The 20,642-nt window shown below is 61.8% G+C and carries 16 protein-coding genes and 2 pseudogenes; 8 read left to right on the forward strand and 10 right to left on the reverse strand.

Annotated elements, in window-relative coordinates:
• Together DU490_RS17145 and DU490_RS06410 are read right to left on the reverse strand one after the other, a co-directional pair.
• Positions 1 to 409 (reverse strand): annotated as a pseudogene (locus tag DU490_RS17145) (hypothetical protein); the annotation flags it as partial.
• Positions 410 to 784: 375 nt separating this feature from the next.
• Positions 785 to 967: pseudogene (locus DU490_RS06410) on the reverse strand (oxygen-insensitive NADPH nitroreductase); the annotation flags it as partial.
• 288 nt (positions 968 to 1,255) lie between these two features.
• Here DU490_RS06410 and DU490_RS06415 point away from each other — a divergent pair.
• The 3 genes from DU490_RS06415 to DU490_RS06425 all read left to right on the forward strand — a co-directional run bounded on the left by DU490_RS06415 (position 1,256) and on the right by DU490_RS06425 (position 4,733).
• Positions 1,256 to 2,119 (forward strand): sirohydrochlorin chelatase, encoded by an 864-nt coding sequence (locus DU490_RS06415; RefSeq protein ID WP_114573506.1) that lies wholly within the window; start codon positions 1,256 to 1,258, stop codon positions 2,117 to 2,119.
• Between the two features lie 341 nt (positions 2,120 to 2,460).
• Positions 2,461 to 3,600, forward strand: a complete 1,140-nt coding sequence (locus DU490_RS06420; protein WP_114573507.1) for a DUF1611 domain-containing protein — start codon at positions 2,461 to 2,463, stop codon at positions 3,598 to 3,600.
• Positions 3,597 to 4,733, forward strand: a complete 1,137-nt coding sequence (locus DU490_RS06425) for an alanine/ornithine racemase family PLP-dependent enzyme (protein WP_114573508.1) — start codon at positions 3,597 to 3,599, stop codon at positions 4,731 to 4,733. Before DU490_RS06420 ends, DU490_RS06425 begins: the two co-directional genes overlap by 4 nt.
• Positions 4,734 to 4,751: 18 nt before the next feature.
• Here DU490_RS06425 and DU490_RS06430 read toward each other — a convergent pair whose 3' ends face one another.
• The 4 genes from DU490_RS06430 to DU490_RS06445 form a co-directional block, all read right to left on the reverse strand.
• Positions 4,752 to 6,020, reverse strand: coding sequence for a M20/M25/M40 family metallo-hydrolase (locus DU490_RS06430; RefSeq protein WP_114573509.1), 1,269 nt, complete (start codon positions 6,018 to 6,020; stop codon positions 4,752 to 4,754).
• Positions 6,021 to 6,166: 146 nt separating this feature from the next.
• Positions 6,167 to 6,826 carry a PRC-barrel domain-containing protein gene (locus DU490_RS06435; protein ID WP_258801393.1) on the reverse strand — a complete coding sequence of 220 codons (660 nt, stop codon included), beginning with the start codon at positions 6,824 to 6,826 and terminating at the stop codon, positions 6,167 to 6,169.
• 316 nt (positions 6,827 to 7,142) lie between these two features.
• Positions 7,143 to 8,186, reverse strand: coding sequence for a proline racemase family protein (locus DU490_RS06440; RefSeq protein ID WP_114573511.1), 1,044 nt, complete (start codon positions 8,184 to 8,186; stop codon positions 7,143 to 7,145).
• Entirely contained in the window at positions 8,183 to 9,319 is a 1,137-nt protein-coding gene (locus DU490_RS06445) for an alcohol dehydrogenase catalytic domain-containing protein (protein WP_114573599.1), read from the reverse strand. Before DU490_RS06445 ends, DU490_RS06440 begins: the two co-directional genes overlap by 4 nt.
• A 279-nt stretch (positions 9,320 to 9,598) precedes the next feature.
• Between DU490_RS06445 and DU490_RS06450 the strand changes: the two genes are divergently transcribed.
• Complete coding sequence (locus tag DU490_RS06450; protein ID WP_114573512.1) at positions 9,599 to 10,549, forward strand: diacylglycerol kinase family protein; 951 nt, start codon at positions 9,599 to 9,601, stop codon at positions 10,547 to 10,549.
• Positions 10,550 to 10,561: 12 nt separating this feature from the next.
• On the opposite strand, the gene DU490_RS17150 is transcribed toward DU490_RS06450, so the two are convergent.
• From DU490_RS17150 to DU490_RS06460, 3 genes are all read right to left on the reverse strand, one after another.
• Positions 10,562 to 10,705 carry a hypothetical protein gene (locus tag DU490_RS17150; protein WP_181869984.1) on the reverse strand — a complete coding sequence of 48 codons (144 nt, stop codon included), beginning with the start codon at positions 10,703 to 10,705 and terminating at the stop codon, positions 10,562 to 10,564.
• A gap of 89 nt (positions 10,706 to 10,794) precedes the next feature.
• A complete protein-coding gene (locus DU490_RS06455) occupies positions 10,795 to 12,114 on the reverse strand; it encodes an acyltransferase family protein (RefSeq protein ID WP_181869985.1) in 1,320 nt (439 codons plus the stop codon).
• A gap of 249 nt (positions 12,115 to 12,363) precedes the next feature.
• The gene (locus tag DU490_RS06460) at positions 12,364 to 13,599 is read right to left on the reverse strand and encodes a DUF3422 domain-containing protein (protein ID WP_114573514.1); all 1,236 of its coding nucleotides are present in this window, start codon (positions 13,597 to 13,599) and stop codon (positions 12,364 to 12,366) included.
• A 232-nt stretch (positions 13,600 to 13,831) separates the two neighbouring features.
• On the opposite strand from DU490_RS06460, the gene DU490_RS06465 reads away from it, so the two are divergent.
• Positions 13,832 to 14,725, forward strand: a complete 894-nt coding sequence (locus DU490_RS06465) for a universal stress protein (protein ID WP_114573515.1) — start codon at positions 13,832 to 13,834, stop codon at positions 14,723 to 14,725.
• A 16-nt stretch (positions 14,726 to 14,741) separates the two neighbouring features.
• On the opposite strand, the gene DU490_RS06470 is transcribed toward DU490_RS06465, so the two are convergent.
• Complete coding sequence (locus tag DU490_RS06470) at positions 14,742 to 15,455, reverse strand: DUF3581 domain-containing protein (RefSeq protein WP_114573516.1); 714 nt, start codon at positions 15,453 to 15,455, stop codon at positions 14,742 to 14,744.
• A 696-nt stretch (positions 15,456 to 16,151) separates the two neighbouring features.
• On the opposite strand from DU490_RS06470, the gene DU490_RS06475 reads away from it, so the two are divergent.
• The 3 genes from DU490_RS06475 (at position 16,152) to DU490_RS06485 (ending at position 20,622) form a co-directional block, all read left to right on the forward strand.
• Positions 16,152 to 16,577, forward strand: coding sequence for a hypothetical protein (locus tag DU490_RS06475; RefSeq protein WP_220270460.1), 426 nt, complete (start codon positions 16,152 to 16,154; stop codon positions 16,575 to 16,577).
• 85 nt (positions 16,578 to 16,662) lie between these two features.
• Entirely contained in the window at positions 16,663 to 17,739 is a 1,077-nt protein-coding gene (locus DU490_RS06480; RefSeq protein WP_114573517.1) for a hypothetical protein, read from the forward strand.
• Between the two features lie 45 nt (positions 17,740 to 17,784).
• Positions 17,785 to 20,622, forward strand: coding sequence for an EAL domain-containing protein (locus tag DU490_RS06485; protein WP_114573518.1), 2,838 nt, complete (start codon positions 17,785 to 17,787; stop codon positions 20,620 to 20,622).
• Positions 20,623 to 20,642: the final 20 nt, after the last annotated feature.

Here is a 20,642-nt window from a genome sequence, read left to right on the forward strand (position 1 = left end):
CTTCGGCCTGCTCGGTGGCTTCCTGCTCGGCGAGAGCGTCTGCTTCGGCCTGCTCGGTGGCTTCCTGCTCGGCGAGAGCGTCTGCTTCGGCCTGCTCGGTGGCTTCCTGCTCGGCGAGAGCATCAGCCTCGGCCTGCTCGGTGGCTTCCTGCTCGGCGAGAGCGTCTGCTTCGGCCTGCTCGGTGGCTTCCTGCTTGGCCAGGGCATCGGCTTCGGTCTGCTCATCGTCTTCCAGCTCGATTAGTAGCTCTTCCTCCATTTGATCAGCAGGTTCAGTCAGTTGACTGAGTGTGATGATCTCTTCATCGGCAGCCGACGACAGGGTCGCCTGGACAAAGGCTGGGCTCATCAATGACAGCGAGGCGAAAATTACCACGGGCTTCCTTAAAAGGTGCATGCGATGTTTCATATCGGTTCTCCTGAACCAGCACTACCCGGGCATGATGACGATTATCTGGGGTCAACGGTGCCAGCGCGGTTTTATTCACGATGTTGGTGAGCGACAAATTCCCAGTAGGCTAGCTAGCGCTAGCTGTGATTGGGGATGGTTCTGGCAAGAAGAGGAAGGCTACTTGCTGAGCAGCGCGTGCTCGTTGAAAGTAATATGGCGAGCCGATATGGGGCGTTTCCGCCTTCTTGTCAGGTCTATTCACTGTAGATCGTGGCATCCCGGTCATCTGTTCGGTAACACACATCGGCAACCTATTTTTCGATGTGGCTTTTTCCGAGAGCCCGGTTGGCATCACTTGTAAACGCCCCGCAGCAAGACGTTGATGCACTAACGCTATTTCATCTCGAAGCCGCGCTTGGTCAGAAACTCACGCATATGGACGCGCAGCTCGCTGTCGTCGGTGTAGTAGCCCTCCTTGAGAATCGCTTCCACCGGTAGCCGCGGCTTGACGTCAGGCTCGTGCGGCGGATAGCCGAGGCACATGCCGAACACCAGGTAGATGTGCTCCGGCAACCTGCTGTGGGCTCCATTGGCGGCTTCTATTGCGGAAAGCCTGATCTTCCCTGACCAATATCGTCACGATGGCGCGCCTGGCTTGTACAGCCCCTTCAGGGGCTGGCACTCAGGTGCAAAGGAGAGACCATGGCCGCCGTCTAGCAGCTAAGCCGGTGATCCTGGTGGTGGCAGAGATGAGAACGGCACCCTTGCAAATCGCGCACCGCTTGACCGGGGCACCAGTCGGTAGTGTGATGAGCCCTGGCGGCGCTTTCGCCACTCTCCTGCCTTGCCAGCCAAGAGACCTCCATGCAAAAAATACTGCTCGTCGACAACGGTTCCCTGCGCCCCCAGGCCACACTCAATCTGCGTCGACTTGCTCACGCCCTGGGCCAGGCCACCGGTGAAGCAATTGAAGCCACTTCGCTACTGCACTCCTACAAGATCCCCCCCGAAAAACTTGACGGCCATAAGGCCGTGACATTGGGGCCGCTCGCAGAGCGGCTAGCCGCAAAGGGTGTGACCGAGCTGCTCATTCTGCCGTTCTTCTTCGGTCCCAGTCAGGCACTGACCCACTACCTTCCCGAGCGCTTGGCCGAAGTACAGGCCAGCTACCCACAACTGGGCGTCAAGGTGGCCCTGCCGCTGGTCGATACTCAGGCGCCGGTGGACCTGCGCCTGGCGCAGCTGCTGGCGGAGAACGCGCGTGAAAGGATGGAAGAGCTGTCGCAACCAAAAGTCGTTCTGGTGGATCACGGCAGTCCGATCCCGGAGGTAACGGCGGTGCGCAACTATCTCGCCGGTCAGCTCAGCGTGCTGCTGGCCGATGAGGTCAGTAGCGTCAGCTTTGCCTCCATGGAGCGCCGTGACGGCGAAGCCTACCGCTTCAACGAGCCGCTGCTGGTCGATCTTCTGGCCTCTCCCAACTTGGCCCACTGCGACGTGATCCTTTCCATGCTGTTCCTCTCTCCCGGTCGCCACGCCGGCGAAGGGGGCGATATCGCGGGGATATGCGAACAGGCCAAAGCCAGAGCACCCGGCCTGAGCGTTACAGCCACCCGACTGGTGGGTGAGAATGACGCCATCGTGGATCTCCTCGTCACCCGACTGCGACAAGCCTTGGCTGGTAAGCCACTGCTGGCGGAGATGCCCTCTGCCAGCGCGTCTTCCTGACCCCTATCGACCGAGCACGGCAGCCCAAGCACACCAGAGGCGCGACATCAGAGCAGTGCTTCTTAGAGGTTGGCTGGACAGCTCTGCCACCCAGCACGCCGAGTCACTACTGCTCGGCGATGAAAGTCAGGCGCGGCGCCGGGCAGGTGATAATGCCTGTTAAACCCAAAGATACGACAGCCCCCCAATCTGTGTATGCTGACGAACATACGCCAGTCCCCAATCTGGGTATGCTTACGTACGTCCACTGATCTTGGTGGAGTCCTCTCGTTGACTGTCGGCCGTCTCGGCCGGGACCTTCCTGTCGCCTCCTCTAGGTCCAGACCTGAGGTTTGCGATTCATGCTTCCTGATTCCCTTAAAGCCATACTCGACGCCGCCACTCCCCCCGATGATGCCCGTCAATCGGCTGTTGTGTACTGCGAGGGCAACTTCTCGCGCATCGATGGCAAGACAGCCAACGGCCTGGTGCGCAGCAGCGAGCGGTATCACATTCTTTCCGTCATCGACAGCACCCTAAGCGGCGAAGACGCAGGCACCACCCTAGGCGAGGCTGCGGCGGGTATTCCCATCGTGGCCGATCTGGCGGCGGCGCTCTCAGCGACCAATGCCCTTCCCGACGTGCTCATCTTCGGACTTGCCCCGCTGTCGGGCCTGATGTCCGAGGCGGACCGCGCGGTGGTGCTGGAAGCCGTGGCCGCTGGCATCGGCGTGGTATCCGGACTGCACGAGTTCCTCGCAGACGACCCGGAGATCTCGGCGGCGGCACTCGCCAGCGGTGTAGTACTGCATGATATCCGTCGCCCTCGCCCAACCAAGCACCTGCGCATGTTCGATGGTGCGATCGACAGCGTCGACTGCGTGCGCATCGCCGTGCTGGGCACCGATGGCGCGATCGGCAAGCGCACCACTTCGACGCTGCTCACCCAGGCACTCAACGACGCCGGGATTCATACCGTGATGGTAGGGACGGGGCAGACCGGCCTGATGCAAGGCGCCGCCTATGGAGTGGCACTAGATGCCATTCCCGCTCAGTTCGGTGTCGGCGAACTGGAGGGGGCGGTGGTCGCCGCCTATGAGGGCGAGCACCCCGCCGTCATCGTGATCGAGGGTCAAGGCGCCCTCAGCCATCCCGCCTACCTGAGTTCGACGGTAGTGCTCCGCGCCAGCCGGCCACAGGCCGTGATCATGCAGCATGCCCCGGCCCGCCGAATGCTCAGTGACTATCCGCAGGTACCGATGCCGTCACCCTTCTCTGAGATCAGGCTCATTGAGCTGTTCGGCAAGACCCGGGTCATTGGGCTTGCCATCAACCATGAGGACATGACCCAGGAAGAGGTCACGGCGGCCATCGCCCGCTATGATATCGAGCTCGGCCTTCCCGCCACCGACGCGCTGTGGCACGATCCCTCGGCACTGGTGGCGATGGTTACCACCGCATTTCCCACACTCCAGGCGCGTCAATCACTGGAAACGGCGTGACCTGCCCGCGCATCGAAGTCGACCTGGCAAAGATCGAGGTGAACGCCCGCGCCCTAGTCACTCTCTTGTCCGCCCGCGGCATCGACGTCACCGGGGTCACCAAGGCGACCCTGGGCTCTCCCGAAGTGGCAAGGGCCATGCTCGCAGGGGGGGTGATGCGTCTCGGTGATTCGCGGATCGACAACCTCGAAGCAATTCGTGACGCGGGCATCCAGGCCCCGCTGACACTGCTGCGTTCGCCCACCCCCGACCAGGCGGATCGGACGGTTGCTTGCGCCAGCGTTAGTCAGGTGAGCGAGCACGAGGTGGTAAAGGCCCTGTCGGCGGCAGCGGGCAGGCTCGGTAGCATTCACGGCCTGGTGCTGATGGTGGAGCTGGGCGACCTGCGCGAGGGCATACTGCCGGAGAATGTCCTCGACTTCGCCCGTTATATATCGCGCATCCCTCATGTCACGCTTGCCGGCCTCGGCACCAACCTGGCGTGCCGTGCCGGCGTCGTGCCGAGCGCCGACAACATGGGCGAGCTCTCTGCGCTCGCGGCCCTACTCGAAGGCGCGCTGGGCCTGCACCTGCCGATCATATCCGGCGGCAATTCGGCCAATCTCGCCTGGGCCATCTCAGCGCCCGCTGGCCGAGTCAACGACCTGCGGCTCGGCGAGTCGATCCTGCTGGGCTGCGACCCCCTCACGCGCAAGCCCCTGAACGGCCTGCACACCGATGCCTTCTCCCTGGTGGTGCCCATCATCGAGTCGCTGGCCAAGCCGACGGCGCCTCGCGGCGCCATCGGCGAGGCCGCTTTCGGCGTGCCGACGCCAATGCACGAACGCGGCACCATCATCCAGACGATCGCCTCAATCGGGCGGCAGGACGTCGACCCGGCTGGTCTGACTCCCCCTGTCGGCGTCAGAGTGCTAGCCGCCAGCAGCGACCACTTGGTGCTGGAAACCCAGCACCGTCAGGCACCCGGCGAAGAAATCCGCTTCGGGCTCGATTACTCGGCGCTGCTGCGGGCGATGACCTCTCCCTTCGTCGTGGCCACGTTCACTGCGACGAAACGTCACGCGCCTTCTTTTTCACCCTTTCTTCCACCCTCTATTCCATCAGTCGTGACGCCATCCCCGGCCATTCCGTGATCTCTGTCATCGTCTTGATCACCGCTTATCTCCGTTGGCGCTTTTCTCAACTTCCGGCTTGGCCGAGCCCTGGTGTTCCAGGCGGGTGGCCTCATCGAGGCGCGGATGGTTGTCGAGAAACTCACGGTGTGGGTCCGGCAGGGCGTCCAGGGCCTGGAGGGTGTGTGTCAGCACGTGGATGGCAGCCAGTACGTCCTGGGTGTTGCCGGTCTCGGAAATGGTATGCATGTTACGGATGGGAAAGCCGATAGATGTGGCGGCGCAATCGATGGCGGCCAGCACGCCGGCCATGCCATCGGTACCGGTGTCGGCGCCGACGATGTCGCGTTGCATGGGAATGCCGTGCTTTGTGGCCGTGATTTCGATCAGGCGATTGAGCTGTTCGCTGGCGATGGCGCCCACCGACATGGTAAAGCCCTTGCCCATTTCCAGCGGCTGCATGCGCCGGTCGCCGATGCCGGGGGCGGCCGCGTAGTCGTGGTTCACGTCAACACCGATGACCACGTCCGGGCGCAGCTCCCCGGCCAGCACACGGCTGCCGAAGCGGCCAATCTCCTCGTAGCTGGCAATGGCGAACAGCAAGCGCACCTGCTCGGTACCGCCGGCCTCGGCGATCAATCGCGCCACTTCGGCGGTAACGAAGCAGCCCAGGCCGTTGTCCAGATAGGCGCCAAAGAAGGTGTCGGGACTGAAGCCGTGGCGGATGGGTCTGTCGAAGATGATCGAGTCGCCGGGACGCACGCCGAGGTTGAGCACCTGCTGCTTCTTGTTTTCGCCATGGATCTGTAGATCGAGGTAGATCTGCTCTTTCTTGATACCCTTGCTGCCGTCGCGCTGAGCCGGGTCTGAAAAGTGAATGGCGCCCAGCGCCTCAACGGTGCCGCCCTGGATGATGCGGTAGCAACCGGGGTTCTCCGGGTCCTCACTGAACAGCTTGACCTCGTGGCCGATCAACACATTGGCCAAGAAAGCGTCGGTGTTGATCCAGATCTTGCCGTCATCCCCGATGTTGCGCACCTGCATGCGAATCTTGTCGGCGTGGCCGATGATCATCACCTTGAACAGGTCGTCCCGGCCGGGGTGGGTATCCAACACCACGCCGGCATGCCCTTTGTACTGGTGCAGCTGCCAGTCGCCGGGGGCAAAGGTATCGAAATAGGGCTTGAGCACGCCGTAGGTCATGGCACCCTCCAGCCCGACGGGACTGGGAGCATCCAGAATCTGCTGCATTAGATTGAACTGCTGTTCCGGCATGGGCCGGTCCCAGGGCTTGGTCGTCTCGCTCATTGTTTCCTCTTTGCTACGTTCGGGATGGATATTATCCGTAGTCTGACAGATTCCATGAAAGCCGACCTGACGGAAAAAAGAAGGCAAGGCCTATGGCCTTGCCTTCGTTATGCTGATGGATCGGGGTCTCGAGTCTGGGAAAGCTCTTACATGCCCCAGGCTTCCGAAAGGGTCATATCGCCATCCACTTCGCTGTAGCGATCCTCATCGTACTCGTTGGTGTCTTCCAGCTCTTTCTCACCATAGGTCCGCTGGAATACCAGTTGATCGTCCTCCAAATCCATTTCCGCCAGCGGCAGGGCGATGTCTGTTCCACCCATGCCCCAGAAACCTCCAACGGTTACGACCGCATGAAGATCGCCGGTGTCGTTATGCTTGACCACGTCCTGGATATCGCCAATTTTCTTATCTTCCATATTGACGACGGTCATGCCTTCCAGTTCGCTGACCTGCATGAATCGCAGTGACTCATCCAGAGGGGCCTCGCCCAGGCGCCCTTCATCGAACGCGTCGTCAGCATCGGTCGCAGGCATTTCACCCGCCTCATCGGTTTTCAGGCTCTCGGCGTCCATGTCTTCATAATCTTCGACATCGTCACCTTCAGCATCCAGCTCTTCCCGATCATCATCGAGGGTATCCTGGGGCTCCTCCGTCACCTGGTTGGGCTGCTCTTCGCTCATTGCTGCATCGCCGTTGAGCTCGGTAGCGTCCTCGGCGTCCTGGGCCAGAGCACCACCTGCAAGGCCGGCGGAAATTGCGCCGATGGCAATCGCCAGTATTGTTCTCTTCATTTCGTTCCTTCTCATGGCACTCCCTCCTAGAGTTAAGAATTACCTTATCAACATAGGTCGCCAACCATGTCCGATACAGAAGAAGTGCGCAGCAAAACGTCAGCAAAAGAAATCGCTCCGTCACGAATCTTAAAGTTTTATTCGATCGCTGGTTATTCGTAGTGTCATAGCCCGAGGTAGGCTCCGAATGATGCGAAGCTGCCGGTGATCCATGACATCACCACCGATACCCAGAACTCTCCGACCTTCACTGGAAGCGCGAGTGCGACCATGGATCCGCTGGACAGCGACAGAAAGAGCCACTTGTCGCCATGGCAAAGTCTCACCGCGCTCAGCCGTGCCGACTGCCGAGAATATGGTGCAGGCTGCCGCACTCCACCATGGGGTCATCGCAGTTGATCACGATCTCCGAACGGGCCAGGACGTGGCTCTTGCCGGTGATAGTGTTCTCTACCACCTGGTGCTTACCGCCGGCCTCGCGGGCCTCGATGAACTGTCCGATGAAGCCCGTTTCCCGCAAAGAGACGGTTTCCAGCCGGTCGCCGGGCTTGATGGTGCCTTCGTGGTGCATCAGCGCCAGCCGGGCCGAGGTACCGGTGCCGGTGGTGCTGCGACAGATCACCCCGGGGTGCACGTAGGTGGCCGAGCGCGAACGGTAGAAGTCATCTGTCACCTGATCGACCGGCCCCATGAAATGCAAGAAGGGCAGCGGTCCCACATCGCCCAGCGTGTAATGGGAGAAACCACTGCGAGCCTGGATCGCCTCGACGATGCGATGGGCACATTCGGCCAGCGCCCGTTCCTCCTCGCGCTTGAGCGAGAAGCCCAGTTCGGCGGCATCCACCAGGGCATAAAAGCCGCCGCTATAGGCAATGCTGTAGGTCACGTCACCGATGGAGGGCACATAAATGGTGGCGCGGTGGGTGTCGATGTAGCTGGGCAGCCCGCCACAGGTGATGGCTTCCACCACGCCCTTCTCCACGTGCGCCACAATCTGCACCAGCCCCGCTGGCGACTCCAGCATGAAACGCTGGCGTCCTTCCTGCTTGGGGATCAGGCCGCTCTCCAGCAGTGCCGTGGCCGTGCAGATCGTATTGGAGCCGGAGTAGATGGGGTAGCCCATCACCTCCATGATGATGTAGCCCATGCTGGCCTTGGGGTCGGTGGCCGGAACGATGAGGTCCACCGACATTTCGGGAATGCCGTAGGGTTCGTCCAGCAGCAGCCGGCGCAGGCCATCGGCGTCGTTTTCCAGATACTCCATCTGCTGTCGCACCGTGTCGCCGGGCAGCGGATCGATGCCACCGATCACGATCCGGCTGACGTCGCCGCCGGCATGGGTATCGATCAGGCGCAGCGTCAGTTCGTGGCTCATGCCTTCTCCTCGAGTGCGTAGGGTGCGCCGTGCTCGGCCCATTGGGAGTCGGGCACGATAACGATCTTGCCCAGGTAGTTGCTGTCACGATTGACGAAGTAGGTTTCGGCCTCGTGCAGGTCGGAGAGCTTGAAGGCCGCATGCAGCACCGGCTTGAGCTGACCGGTACGAATCCATGCTATCAGTTGCTCCGCCTCGTCGCGGGTGCCGTGCGAGACGCCGAATATCTGAACCTGGTAGAGGTAGATCCGCGTCCACATGATTTCGCTGAGGTTGCCACCACTGGCCCCGGCGATGGAAAGGCGCGGATAGCTGGAGCGGCGCTTCATGTCGACGATCATGGCGTCGATGAAGCGATCCGTCATCTCGCCGCCGACCAGGTCCATCACCGCGTCGATCGGGGCGCCATCGGTGGTTTCCAGCACCCGGTCGACGAAGGTGGGCAGGTCGCCGCGATCGATCACCGCCTCGGCGCCCAGCGCGTGCAGCGCCTCTGCCTTGTCGAGTTGGCTCACGGCATAAGGGACCGCGCCGACGATACGGCACAGCTGTATCAGTGCAGTGCCCACACCGCCGCTGGCGCCACTAACCAGGACCCGGTCGCCGGAAGAAACGTTAGCCGAGGTCATCATGTGATAGGCGGTCTGGTAGGAACACATGCCCATCGAGGCCAGTTCCGCATCGCCCAGGTCGGGGTTGCCCACCGTATGGAACTGGTCGGAGGGCACCGCAACGTACTCGGCGAAGCCACCGTCTGCGCCATGGCCGTAGTAATCCGGCATCAGGTTGAGGTCGCGTCGCGCATCGGGGTAAAGATTGAAGTCCAGCAGTCCGCGCTGGCCGATACGCCCGGGGTCTACCCCTTCGCCCACGGCCGCCACACGCCCGGCCACGTCGGCGCCCTGGATGCGCGGAAAGGTTAGCGTCGCTGAGCCGCCCATGGCGAAGGAGGTCACCTCCCCCTTCTCCTTGGTGGGGTAGAGGCCTTCACGGGCCTTGCGGTCGGTATTGTTCTTGGCCGTCGCCGTGACCCGCACCAGCACTTCGCCCGGTCCGGGCCTCGGCGTGGCCACATCATCACGATAGACGAGCTTGTCGAGGCCACCATGGCCGGTGAGCAGCATCGCTGCCATCGTCTCAGGCACGTTTTCTATCAGAGTATCGGATGCCACGCTCCACCTCCTGGGTTGCCGGGAAAAGCCGATTGAACCACGACCCTAGCCCCCGGAAACATCACCTGGCCAGACGATTTCTTTCTGTATTGCATGGTTTTCGTGTCACTTCTTTCTCCTGTGTGACGGAGTGAAGAAAGGCGAAACAGGAGGCAGCCACCAATATTGATAGGGTGCATCTGCTCGGCTGGGTGGCTAAGCTCATGACTGGACGAGGCACAGGGGTAAGGAGACACCACAATGCGTGACTGGCTGATCATCAATGGCAAGGCGGGCGATGGAAAGCGCGGGGAGTCTTTCTGGAAGACTCACCTGAATGCCGCCGGCATGCACGACTTCACGGCACGCGATTTGACGGAGCCGGGCTGGGACAGTGATATCTGCGCAGGGGACCGTGTGCTCGTCGCCGGAGGCGATGGCTCAGTCAACCGTGTAGCAGCGATATGCGTCGAGCAGAAAGCAATACTGGCAGTGCTGCCCTCTGGAACGGCTAACGACTTTTCCCGCAATCTGGGCCTGCCGGAAGACCCGGCGGAGCTATGTAGGCTGGTCGCTTCGGGCCAGATCACAGCCATCGACGTGGCCTGGGTCAACGACCATCTATTCCTCAATGTCGCTCACATCGGATTCGGCACCTTCCCGGCCCGGGAGGCCTCCCATGGGCATAAGCGCCGGTGGGGCCGCTTCAGCTATCTTTTCACCTTGGCGCAGCAGTTAGGCTTGCAAAGAGGCATTCATGCCCGCATCGAGTGCGACGAGCAAGTCGCCGAGGGACGCTGGCTCACCATTGCCATTGCCTCGGGCGCCTACTTCGGTGGCGGGCACCACATTGCCGAAGCCAGAATCGATGACGGCCATCTGGACGTAGTGGCAGTGCGCCAGCGCTCCTGGCTGCCTCTGATGTTTATTTTCATCACGACTCGCCTGCTGAGACGTACACCTCGCCGTCACGACACCGTAGTGCACTTCAAGGCACCTCAGTGCCGTGTCCAGCTTCGCCACGAACATACCCTGACCGCGGATGGCGAGGACATGGGCCTCATAGCAGACGTTTTCGCCTTCACGCGGCGCGGAGTGCTCAAGGTGCTGTGCGAACAACTTACTCCGCCCCAGCCTCTCATGCTGAGGAAGCAGCGCTTCACGCCCAGCGACACACACCCGATGGCATGGTCAAGCTCCGGACCATTCTGAGGGCTCACTCGTTCACGCATTGGGCAAATGTAAAATGACACCGCGTAACCCACCACTGCCGGCCCACAGCTTGCCCAGGGCGATCGGCAACGGAACCAGCGCTTGCCGGCCGCCCCGGGTCACGCCGACAGCTGAGTCGATGCTGAAGCTTGTCATACGCCTGCTGCCCTGCTGTCCCGCTTTGCTGCTCGTACCGTGACGAAATGATTTCCCGGCGCTGTTCACGGAACTTGGTGGGCGCGTCGCTATCGTGCACGCAGCAGCCAGGAGGCGAGGGCCACACCCACCAAGCCGATGACGGCACCGGGGAAGGCGCCCAGGCCAAGGCTGACCCCCAGGCCGATGAGTAACGCCGTACCGCCCGCGAGAATGGCCGGTGTGCTGGTTGCGTGTGGCACATCCTGCTTACGGTAGCGCTCGAAGGCCACCACCACGAGCATTACCGGTGTGACCATCAGTATGCAGAGCCCAAGCCACTCCAGCCGGCCAATCCAGAAGCCCGGCTCACCGGGCAGGCCGGCATCGATCAGCCAGCCCAGGCGCATTCCCAGCCAGGTGGCAGGCAGCTCCGCGAACTTGTGCCAGAGATAGAGCTGCAACCCCAGGGCGCCGAACACCGCCATCCAGCGCCCCATGTGCTGGCGCTTGAGGAAGTTGCGCACCGGCGTCTCGAGGAGCACGACCAGGCCAACCTGGAGCCACATCACGCCAAGCAGCGCCAGGGTCGGCGGCAGCAGGTTAGTGTGGCCTCCGACGTTGCCGTTGACCATGGAGACGGGATAGCCGGCCGCCACGGCCAGCCCCAACCAGGCCAGCCCGAGCAGCAGAAGGCCCAGGCCGGTGCGACGACCGAAGAAGCGGCTATGCCACCAGGCGATACCGAGCTGCTGCGGCAACACCCAGACAAGGACAATGTTGACCCAGCCGAAATAGTCATGGGTGTCGGTGACCAGTGCGCCGAATTTGAGCAGGTCGGCGGCGCCAGTGGGCCGGGCGCGCAGCAGGTCGACGATGGCAATGAGCAGGACCAGGCCGGCAACAGCCTTGAGTCCCCAGCGACGGTCGGCCCAGACGCAGAGCGGCAGCAGCAGCTGTACCCCAAGCAGGATCAGCAGAAACCAGAGGTGAACGGTCAGCGAGTGGTTTAGGGGTCCAAGGACGCCATCCCTGGTGAAAAGAGCAGTGAGCGCAAAGCCGGTCAGAACCGCCAGGTAGCTGACGGTGGGCCGCGCCAGACCCAGGGCACGGTCCGCCCACCAGTGCAGGTGGGGCCTGCCCCTCTCCAGCCGTTGCTGCACGCCTTGGGAACTGACCGCGGCAGAGACAAAAACGAACAGCGGCACCACCTGCACCAGCCAGGTATACAGTCCAGCCGGTGCCCAGACGTCGAGGATATGGTCGGTATCCACCAGGATGCCACCCTCGACACGGGGCAAGGTCGCCGCCCAATGCCCGAGCACCACGATCAGCAGTGCCAGGGCTCGCAGGGCATCCGGGTAGGGGTCCCGTTGGTCTTCTGCCGTTTCCTTGTGTTGTGCATGGTGCTTTGGCCACGCGTCGCTCACAACCTGCCTCCCTCTCCCTGGCTGTCCTGGCTGTCCCGGCTCTTCATGCCTTGCTGCCACTTCCGGCCTTGATCCTGTCTCCCTGTCGTCGATTCCCGGCGTGAGGAAACGTCGCTTTCGCCAGCAGCCTAGCCGAAAGCGTCGCCGCCAACCAAGATAACCCCCTCCACCGATATTCGAACAAGTTCGGGTTAGCTGCTGCGTTGATTGGTCATGCACCGTGCGTGAGGCGGCCCTGCGCCCCTTCAGTCAGTGATGCTTCACACGCCAGATTCGCCAGGCCAGGAGTCCGATGATCAGCACACCCAGAGGCGCCAGCACGGCGGCGGCGGAGTAGGGGGCTATTACGATGCCAAGGGCCCCGAGGCTCTGCAGCCCCAGCTTGAACAGGCTGAAGAGGTAATAGCTGATAACGATGATCGACAGCCCCTCCACCGCCTTCTGGATCTTGAGCTGACTGCTGGCACGCTCGTTGAGGCTACGCAGAATGTCGGAGTTCTGCTCCTCGATCTCCACCTGGGCCCGGGTCCTGAGCAGGTCGTTGAGCCGCGCCACGCTCTCGGCCAGGCTCTCCTGGCGACGATTGATAGCCACGCAGAAGTGCACCGTGGGGCGGAAGCGGCGCAAGATGAAGGTGCCCAGCCGCGGGCGGTCACCGACCCGGGTCTCGCGCAGCTCCTCGATACGGGTGTAGACGATGCGGGCGTAGGCCTCAGTGGCGCTGAAGCGCTGTCGCGTGCGGGCACCGCTGTGCTCCAGCCGGGCCGAGAGCAGTGCGAGCGGCGCCAGCAGCGGGCGCGGCGTGGTTTCCTGCTGCTCGGCGTTGCGCTCCGAGAGCTCGCCGAGTTCGCTCTCGTAGCCCTGCATCTCGGCAGCAAGCTCCTTGGCCAGAGGCAGCGACAGGGAGGCCATCATGCGGTACGTCTCGATCTCCAGCAGGCGACGCACCATGCGACCCAGGCGGAAGGCGTTGAGCCGGTGGTTGACCAGTAGCAGGCGGTTGACGCCTGCCTCAGTAAGGCGAAAGTCGCTCCATACGGTGGCATCGCCCCCGCCCACCTGAGAGCCGGCTGGGTCGTTGAAGCCGTAGGCATCGGTCTTGCCGACCCAGGAGGCCTCCGACTCCACCAGCACCAGGCTGGCGTTGATCAGCGCCTCACGATGGGCCTCGACGATGGTCTCGAGCAAGCGCGGCGGGGTGGGCCAATGCGCGGCGTCGGACGATGGCTTGGGCACCAGCAGGGTGAGGGTGAAGAATTCGGTATGCCGCTCCCACTTCAGGGTCATGCCCTCGAAGGTCAGGATTTGCTGCACGGAAGCGGTATCGAGCGCCAGCCCCGTCATCTCGCCCAGCTGAGCCAGGATGGCGTCAAAGCCACCGCTTTCATCCAGAAAAGCGTAGTGGTGGAGGTAGGCCGGCTCCGAGAAATAGATGGAGGGTCGGGCGTGCAATTCGTTGTGCAGGCGTTCTCGTTGAGGGTGCATGTCGGGACCTGAAAGGTAAGTTGTTACCCGAGATTAAGGTCTCGAGACCGCCAGGCCAACCGCTATCGTGAAAACGCCTCGTCAAGCCCGACTTCATCCTGCCGTCGATACCGGGGGGCGGCATGCTGTTCGGCAAGCGGCTATTCGTACCGGACACCCGGCAGACGCCACGGGTCAATTGCGCTAATCTGGAAACCTGACTCACTATCTCTGCCTGCAAGGGAGACTTACCATGAGTGAGCACATTTCGCTCGTGATCGTGCCCGTAGATGGCTCACCCACTGCCGACGCTGCGACACGTCACGCTGTAATGCTGGCCCGCCTGCTGCAGGCATCACTGCAACTGCTGCATGTCATGCCCCTGAATCCTCCCGAACTCAGCGACCTGCCCGCCAACAGGCAAGCCGAGGCCGACCGAGACCGCTCACTGCGCCTGGAAGCCGCCAAGAATGCCTTCTCGCGTGCCAGGCAGGTCATCGCCCCGTCGTTGAAGATAGCCATCGACGAGGTGACCCTGGAGGACAACACCTTCATTCGCCATCCGGCACGCGCCATCGTCGAACACGCCCGGAGCCACGAGGCATGCCTACTGGTTATAGGTGCCCGACATCTCAGCGAAATGGGCAAATTCGTGGAGGCCAGCGTCAGCAATGAGGTGGTCCATAAGGCTCCCTGTCCGGTCACCGTGGTGCATGCCGAAGCGGCCCCCGAGGATATCCAGCATATCGGCCGAGTGCTGCTGCCGGTGGATGGCTCACGTCACAGCGACAGTGCCGCCATTCTGGCAGGCGATCTGGCACGCAGTGCCAATGCGGTAGTAGAGCTGCTGTTCTGTCGCCCGACGGGCATGCCGCTACAACAGGGCGACGACGCCACCGACGAGGCCGAACACATCTTCAGCCGCGCTCGCAAGGTGCTGGGCAATGTGCCAGCAGGTATCATCGAGCAGGTGTTGGCCGGAGAACGCTATGCCGAGGCCATTATTCAGCAGGCCAGGCGCCACGAGGACTACCCGGTGATCGTGATGGGCCGAAGGGGGCTTGGCACATGGCGGGAAAAGCTGATAGGAAGCGTCAGCCATCGGGTGATCGACCAGGCGCCATGTCCGGTCACCGTTGTGGTCTGAGCCGACCAGCGGCCTATCAGCCGCCTGCTTCGTAGGCGGCCTTGAGCCGGTAGAACTCGGTGACGATATCCTCCATGGCTGACGCGTCATAGTCACACAGCCCGCTGACTACCAGTTTCTTCGAGCCGCTGCCGACCTCCTCCCCACCATCGGTGATGCGAAACTGCAGGGTCACGTCGCCGCGCTTGCCGTTCACCGCCATGCTCGACTCCACCAGATCAAGCGATGGCCGGACCAGCTCCACTCGTTGCAGCGAGAACCCCATGCAGTCGTAGATCACCAGCGGGCGACGCGGATTGAACATGACGCCCTTCTCTTCTAGCAGCGGCTTGAGCACGTGGGGAAAATTCTTGCCCGAAAAGGCCACGTAGCAGCGGGTGAAGGCCTCCACCGCAGTCTCGTCCTGTGTCGTTTCACCGCTGCGGGTCACATCGAGATAGCGCTTGCCGCCATCGTCGCTGACACCGATTTGCCCGCTTTGATCCTCCTCCAGGCGCAGCGTAGTCCCGTCACCGACCATGCTGCGGAAATGGAAATCCATCTCCCGGGAAAGGCCGAAGCGACTTAGCACCAGGGCGAACAGCAGATCGCCAGGAACACAGAAGCGACGCGCTTGCGGGTCGTGAATAGGATTGAAGTCGCCCGCGACACTCTTGGCGAAGTCGCTCGCTTGCCGTGCGGTGATGCGAACGCGCGAATCCGTTTGCGTATAGTAGGAATCAAGAAACATATGTGGTCCGGCCAGCCCTGGATTATGTGCCACAAAGTAGCGGTGACGATGCCATAAAAACCCCGCACGCGCAGCCACGGGGCCAGACATGGATTTACAGGAATCGTACAGTTTATAAAATCCCCGCTCGCGAAGCCACGGGGATCATGGTGCTGATGGGCACCAATTTCCTGCTCAACCGTGCGTGGACGCAGCGCTGGATCGACCGCGAACTGCCCCATGTCTCGGTAACCTGGTCCGCCGGCTGGAGCCTGTAGCCGGAGCGTGGAAGATGCGCGTTCCGAGGCAGATGCCCGTCAACCGCTTCACCGGGCTGGCAACAGGCGATGGAAGGCATGCCCGTTTCAGATCCGCGCTAGGAGGCTGAAAGGTATGCTATCTTGGCAAATCTTTCGGCTTGCGTTGACGGCCCAGATGCAGCGAGTTCACCACTTCATGACGCAATGCGTCTATTGTGCAGATATGTAGCATTGATGTAAGACTGTTACATTCGAGGAGCATGACATTGCCGAGGGCCGAATCAAATCTCGGCAAGGGATCGGGGGAATTCACTATCAATACGCGCAAGATGTCCTGGCCAATGCCGTCACGCCTGAGGCCAGAGATACGGAGATCATCGCCGTTATGCATAGGGATGGTCTCGACAGTTCTATACACCGCGCCGCGCTACACGCCCAGTCTCGGGGAAGGTTCCGCGTGCCTGCATTGAAGCGACTTCTGCTGCTGGCCCTGCTGCTGGCACCCTCCGTCAGTGCCAATGAGCATCAGGTATCGCTGATCGCTCACCCGGATGTCGATACTCGTACCTTGACCCGCGATATCACACGCGCCATCTTCGCCATGCGCCAGCGTACCTGGCCTGATGGACAGGCCGTGCGCGTATTCGTCCTGCCTAATAATCACGCCGTGCACGGACGTTTTACCAAGGAACGCCTGGCCGTCTATCCCCACCAGTTGCAGTTGGCCTGGGACCGCATGGTCTTTTCGGGTACCGGGCAAGCACCCAATAGAGTCAGCAGCCAATCCGAAATGCTGGAGCGCATCGCGACCACGCCCGGCGCCCTTGGGTATCTGGAAAGGGAGTATCTGGATGATCGAATCCAAGTTATTTCGATGGAGTAGCCGTTGCTCACCCCTGTTGGCTGCACTGGCACTTGGGGTGCCGGTCGCTGCTGCGGAGGAGGAGAGTCCATTAGATACATTGCAAATGCATGGATTCCTCAGTCAGGCTCTGGTCATCACGGACAGGAATGACTTCTTCGGACCCAGCAGCAGCGGCTCCGGCAGCCTCAAGTACACCGAGATCGGTGCCAATGCCTCGTTCCGCCCGCATCAGGACTTCCTGGTCGCGGCCCAGGTACTCAGCCGCCGAGCCGGCGGTGACGGCAGGGACGCGCGACCGGTGCTCGACTATGGGGTCATCGACTATCAGGTGCACTCCAGCCAGCAGCGCACCCTGGGCATCCAGGCCGGACGTTTCAAGAACCCCTTCGGCTTTTACAACCAGACACGGGATGTCGCTTTTACGCGGCCGAGCATCCTGCTGCCACAGTCCATCTATTTCGATCGCACCCGCTCGCTGGGGCTGTCTGCGGACGGGGGCAGCGTCTACGCCGAGGAGCGCCTGGAGAGCGGAACGCTGAGAGCCAAAGCCGGCATCGGCACACCGACGACCCGGGGACTGGAGAGCCAGTTGTTCCCCCCCGGCATGGGCATCCATGTCGACGGCAGCACCTCCTACATCGGTCAGGTCCTCTATGAGCACGGCAATGGTCATTTCACTGCCGCCCTGAGCGCCGCGGACGCCAACCTCGAACTCGACTCCGGTTTCGGTAGCGGAGAGCTGAACTTTCAACCCTGGATACTCTCCCTGCAGTACGATCGGGAAAACTGGGCATTGACGGGCGAGTACGCGATACGCAACGTCTCACTTTCCGGTGACATACGCCAATCCGATACCACCGGCGAGAGCTGGTATGTGCAATATACCCACCGGTTTCATCCCGACTGGCAGTGGCTACTGCGCTACGACAGCCTGGTAATCGACCGTAGCGACCGCTCGGGCAGCGCCTACCAGGCTCAGGGCCTGGGCCCTGCTCACTCACGATATGCCGATGACATCACCATGGGGTTGCAGTGGAATATCGCCCCCAGGGTGCTGCTGGCAGCCGAGTACCACCATATCGACGGCACCGGCTGGCTGCCGCTACAGGACAACCCGGACACGACCGAGACTCAACGGCGCTGGAACATGGTGTTGTTCCAGCTTTCGCTTCGCTTCTGATCCGCCATACTGGTTTTCTCAACACTGGCTAGGGATAGGGCTTGCATGAGCGCATCGAGATCCCAGGGAATACGCCATAGACTGAGCCTCACATGGCGAGTCATCACCCTGAGCAGCCTGCTGCTCCTGGCACTGGTTGTGCTATTTACCTGGCTCGGTCATGCCAATCTCACCCGCCAGTTCGAGGAGAGTCGCGATGAGTACAGCGCCCGGCAGGCCCGAGAGATCCAACTGGCACTCCAACGCTCCGAAGACAGCCTGCAGCAGCTGGCCGCACTGACCGCCGCCTCCCCTGACCTGGGCCCCGCGCTACAGAATGATAACGCGGAGGCGCTGTTTCGCTCCCTCTCTTCGCAGTGGCCGACCCTCCAACTCGAAGCGGGCATCGATGAAATTCTGGTATTCGATGCCGAGGGCAGCCTACTGGCGGAGTGGGGCCAGGGGCAGCCCGACAATGAGCGACCGATCCAGGCATGGGTCGACCAGGTGATGTCGACCGAATTCCCCATCTCAGCGCTGCGCTGTGCCACCGACTGCCGTCAATATGCCGCGGTGCCAATCCTGGTCAACGGCATGAGTGTGGGCATGGTCATGCTGTCACGCTCGCTGGCAGACGTGACCCGGCAGATCCAGCAGGTGTCGGGCAGTGATGTCGCTCTGCTGGTCACCGGCACGCCAGAGCCGGCCACGATGCCAGAGCGACACCTGGATCGCTGGAATGGCAACCTGATCGCCATGACACGCCAGAAAGCCTATCTACTTCTTCTGGAAACGGCGGCCGAGAAAACCTCCCTCAACGAGCTTCTCCAGTCCCCCCTACACTTGCAACACCAGGGACACGATATCGAACTCTCTGCCGTCCATATGGCCTCGGATGAGGATCATCGCAGCAGCGGTTTCTTCCTGCTTGCTTCCAATATCACCCCGCAGATTCGCGGCATCAACCAGAACACTCGAACCCTCCTCGCTGCCGGCATCGTCGGCTGGCTCGCTGCCGAACTCCTACTGCTGACCATTTTGCTTCGCCCCATGTCACGACTGCGCCGGCTTGCCGGCGTGTTGCCAGCCCTCGCCCATGGCGGCTTTGGCCAAGCCCGCAGCGCCATCCCCACCCCGCGCAGCCGCCTCCCCGACGAGATCGACGTGCTGGAAGGCACCACGCTCGAGCTTTCAAACCAGCTGGAAACCCTGGAGCGAGAGGTAGGTGCCAGGGGAGCTCAACTGGCCGAGCGCGTCGAAGAACTTGCCCGGGAGCGCGACTTCGTCAGCAGCCTGCTGGATACGGCGCGGGTTTTCATCATCATTCAGGATGAGCATGGCCGCATCAGCCTGGTCAACGACTACGCTCTCTCGATCATGGCCACCCAGAAGGAAAAGTTGCTGGGCCGCCTGTTCGACGATGTGTTCGCCGCTCGCGACAGCACCAGCCTCGACGAGAGCAACATTCAGGAAGAGCGCAGTCTGCTCACCATGGAAGGACGACAGCGCACCATCGCCTGGTATCACGCCCCACTGCCGACACGCCTCGAGGGGGGCGCCTCCCGTATCTCGGTGGGTCTCGACATCACCGAACGCAAGGTGGCGGAAGCCCGCCTGACCTGGCTTGCCGAACGGGACCCCCTGACCGAACTCTACAATCGCCGCTATTTCCATGAGGCGCTCGCCATTGCCATGCAGCGCGGACGTTGCGGTGCCGTACTGCTGCTCGATCTCGATCAGTTCAAGGACGTCAACGAACTCAGCGGCCATCACACCGGCGACCGCCTGCTGCATATGGTGGCGGACACCCTGTTTCAGGTGTTCGGGCATCGTGGCGTTATCGCACGGCTGGGCGGCGACGAATTTGCCCTGCTGCTGGAAGGTGCCGATGCCAGACAGGCCATGTGCGTCGCCCAGCAGATCCTCCCCCAACTCGAGAACACCGGCCTGGACGCTGGCGGTCAGCGGCACCGTGCCGCTGCCAGCCTGGGTATCGCCCTCTATCCTGACCATGGCAGCAATGCCGCCGACCTGATGGCCAGCGCCGACCTGGCCATGTACAAGGCCAAGGATAGTGGAATACAGCGTTGGCATCTGCTCTCTACCGTCGAGAATGCCAAGGATGAACTTCAGGAGCGGGTCTATTGGGTAGAGCGGATACGCCAGGCCATTGAAGAGGATGGCTTCGAACTGATGGTGCAACCCATCGTCCGATTGAACGACAGGAATGTTCGTCACTACGAGATCCTGCTGCGCATGCGAGGCCCCAAGGGAGCACTCATTGCGCCACTGAACTTCATCCCCATTGCCGAGCGCAGCGGCCAGATCATTCAACTCGATCGATGGGTGCTTCGCCATAGCCTGAAGGCACTGAAGCACGTACAGGACAAGGGTATCAGCCTGGCGGTCAATCTCTCGGGACAGACGCTTCATGACGATGGACTAAAGCAGTACCTGATTGAGGAGCTTGCTGCCAGTGGCGCCGATCCGAACTACCTGATCCTGGAGATCACCGAGACCGCCGCGGTCACCGATTTCTCAACGGCGCGTGGCGTACTTCAATCCATCCGCGACCTTGGCTGTCGCACCGCCCTTGATGACTTCGGTGTCGGTTTCAGTAGCTTCCACTATCTCGGCGAGCTACCGGTGGATTTCATCAAGATTGACGGCGCCTTCATCCGCAGCCTGCCGACCAATCCTGACAGCCGCGTCATCGTCCGTGCGATCGCCGATATTGCCGCCGGATTCAGCAAGCAGGCCATCGCAGAGTTCGTGGATCAGGAAGCGCTGGTCCCGCTGCTCGAATCCTATGGGATCACCTACGGGCAGGGCTACCATCTTGGCCGACCGGTGCTACTGACTGATGTCATTCCGGAGGCCCTGGGCGATACCAACCGGGCCTGAACTACCAATGGAAGTTCAAC

Origin of the sequence: Halomonas sp. DQ26W, from assembly GCF_003339685.1 — a bacterium.
In the GTDB taxonomy this organism is placed as follows: Bacteria; Pseudomonadota; Gammaproteobacteria; order Pseudomonadales; family Halomonadaceae; genus Halomonas.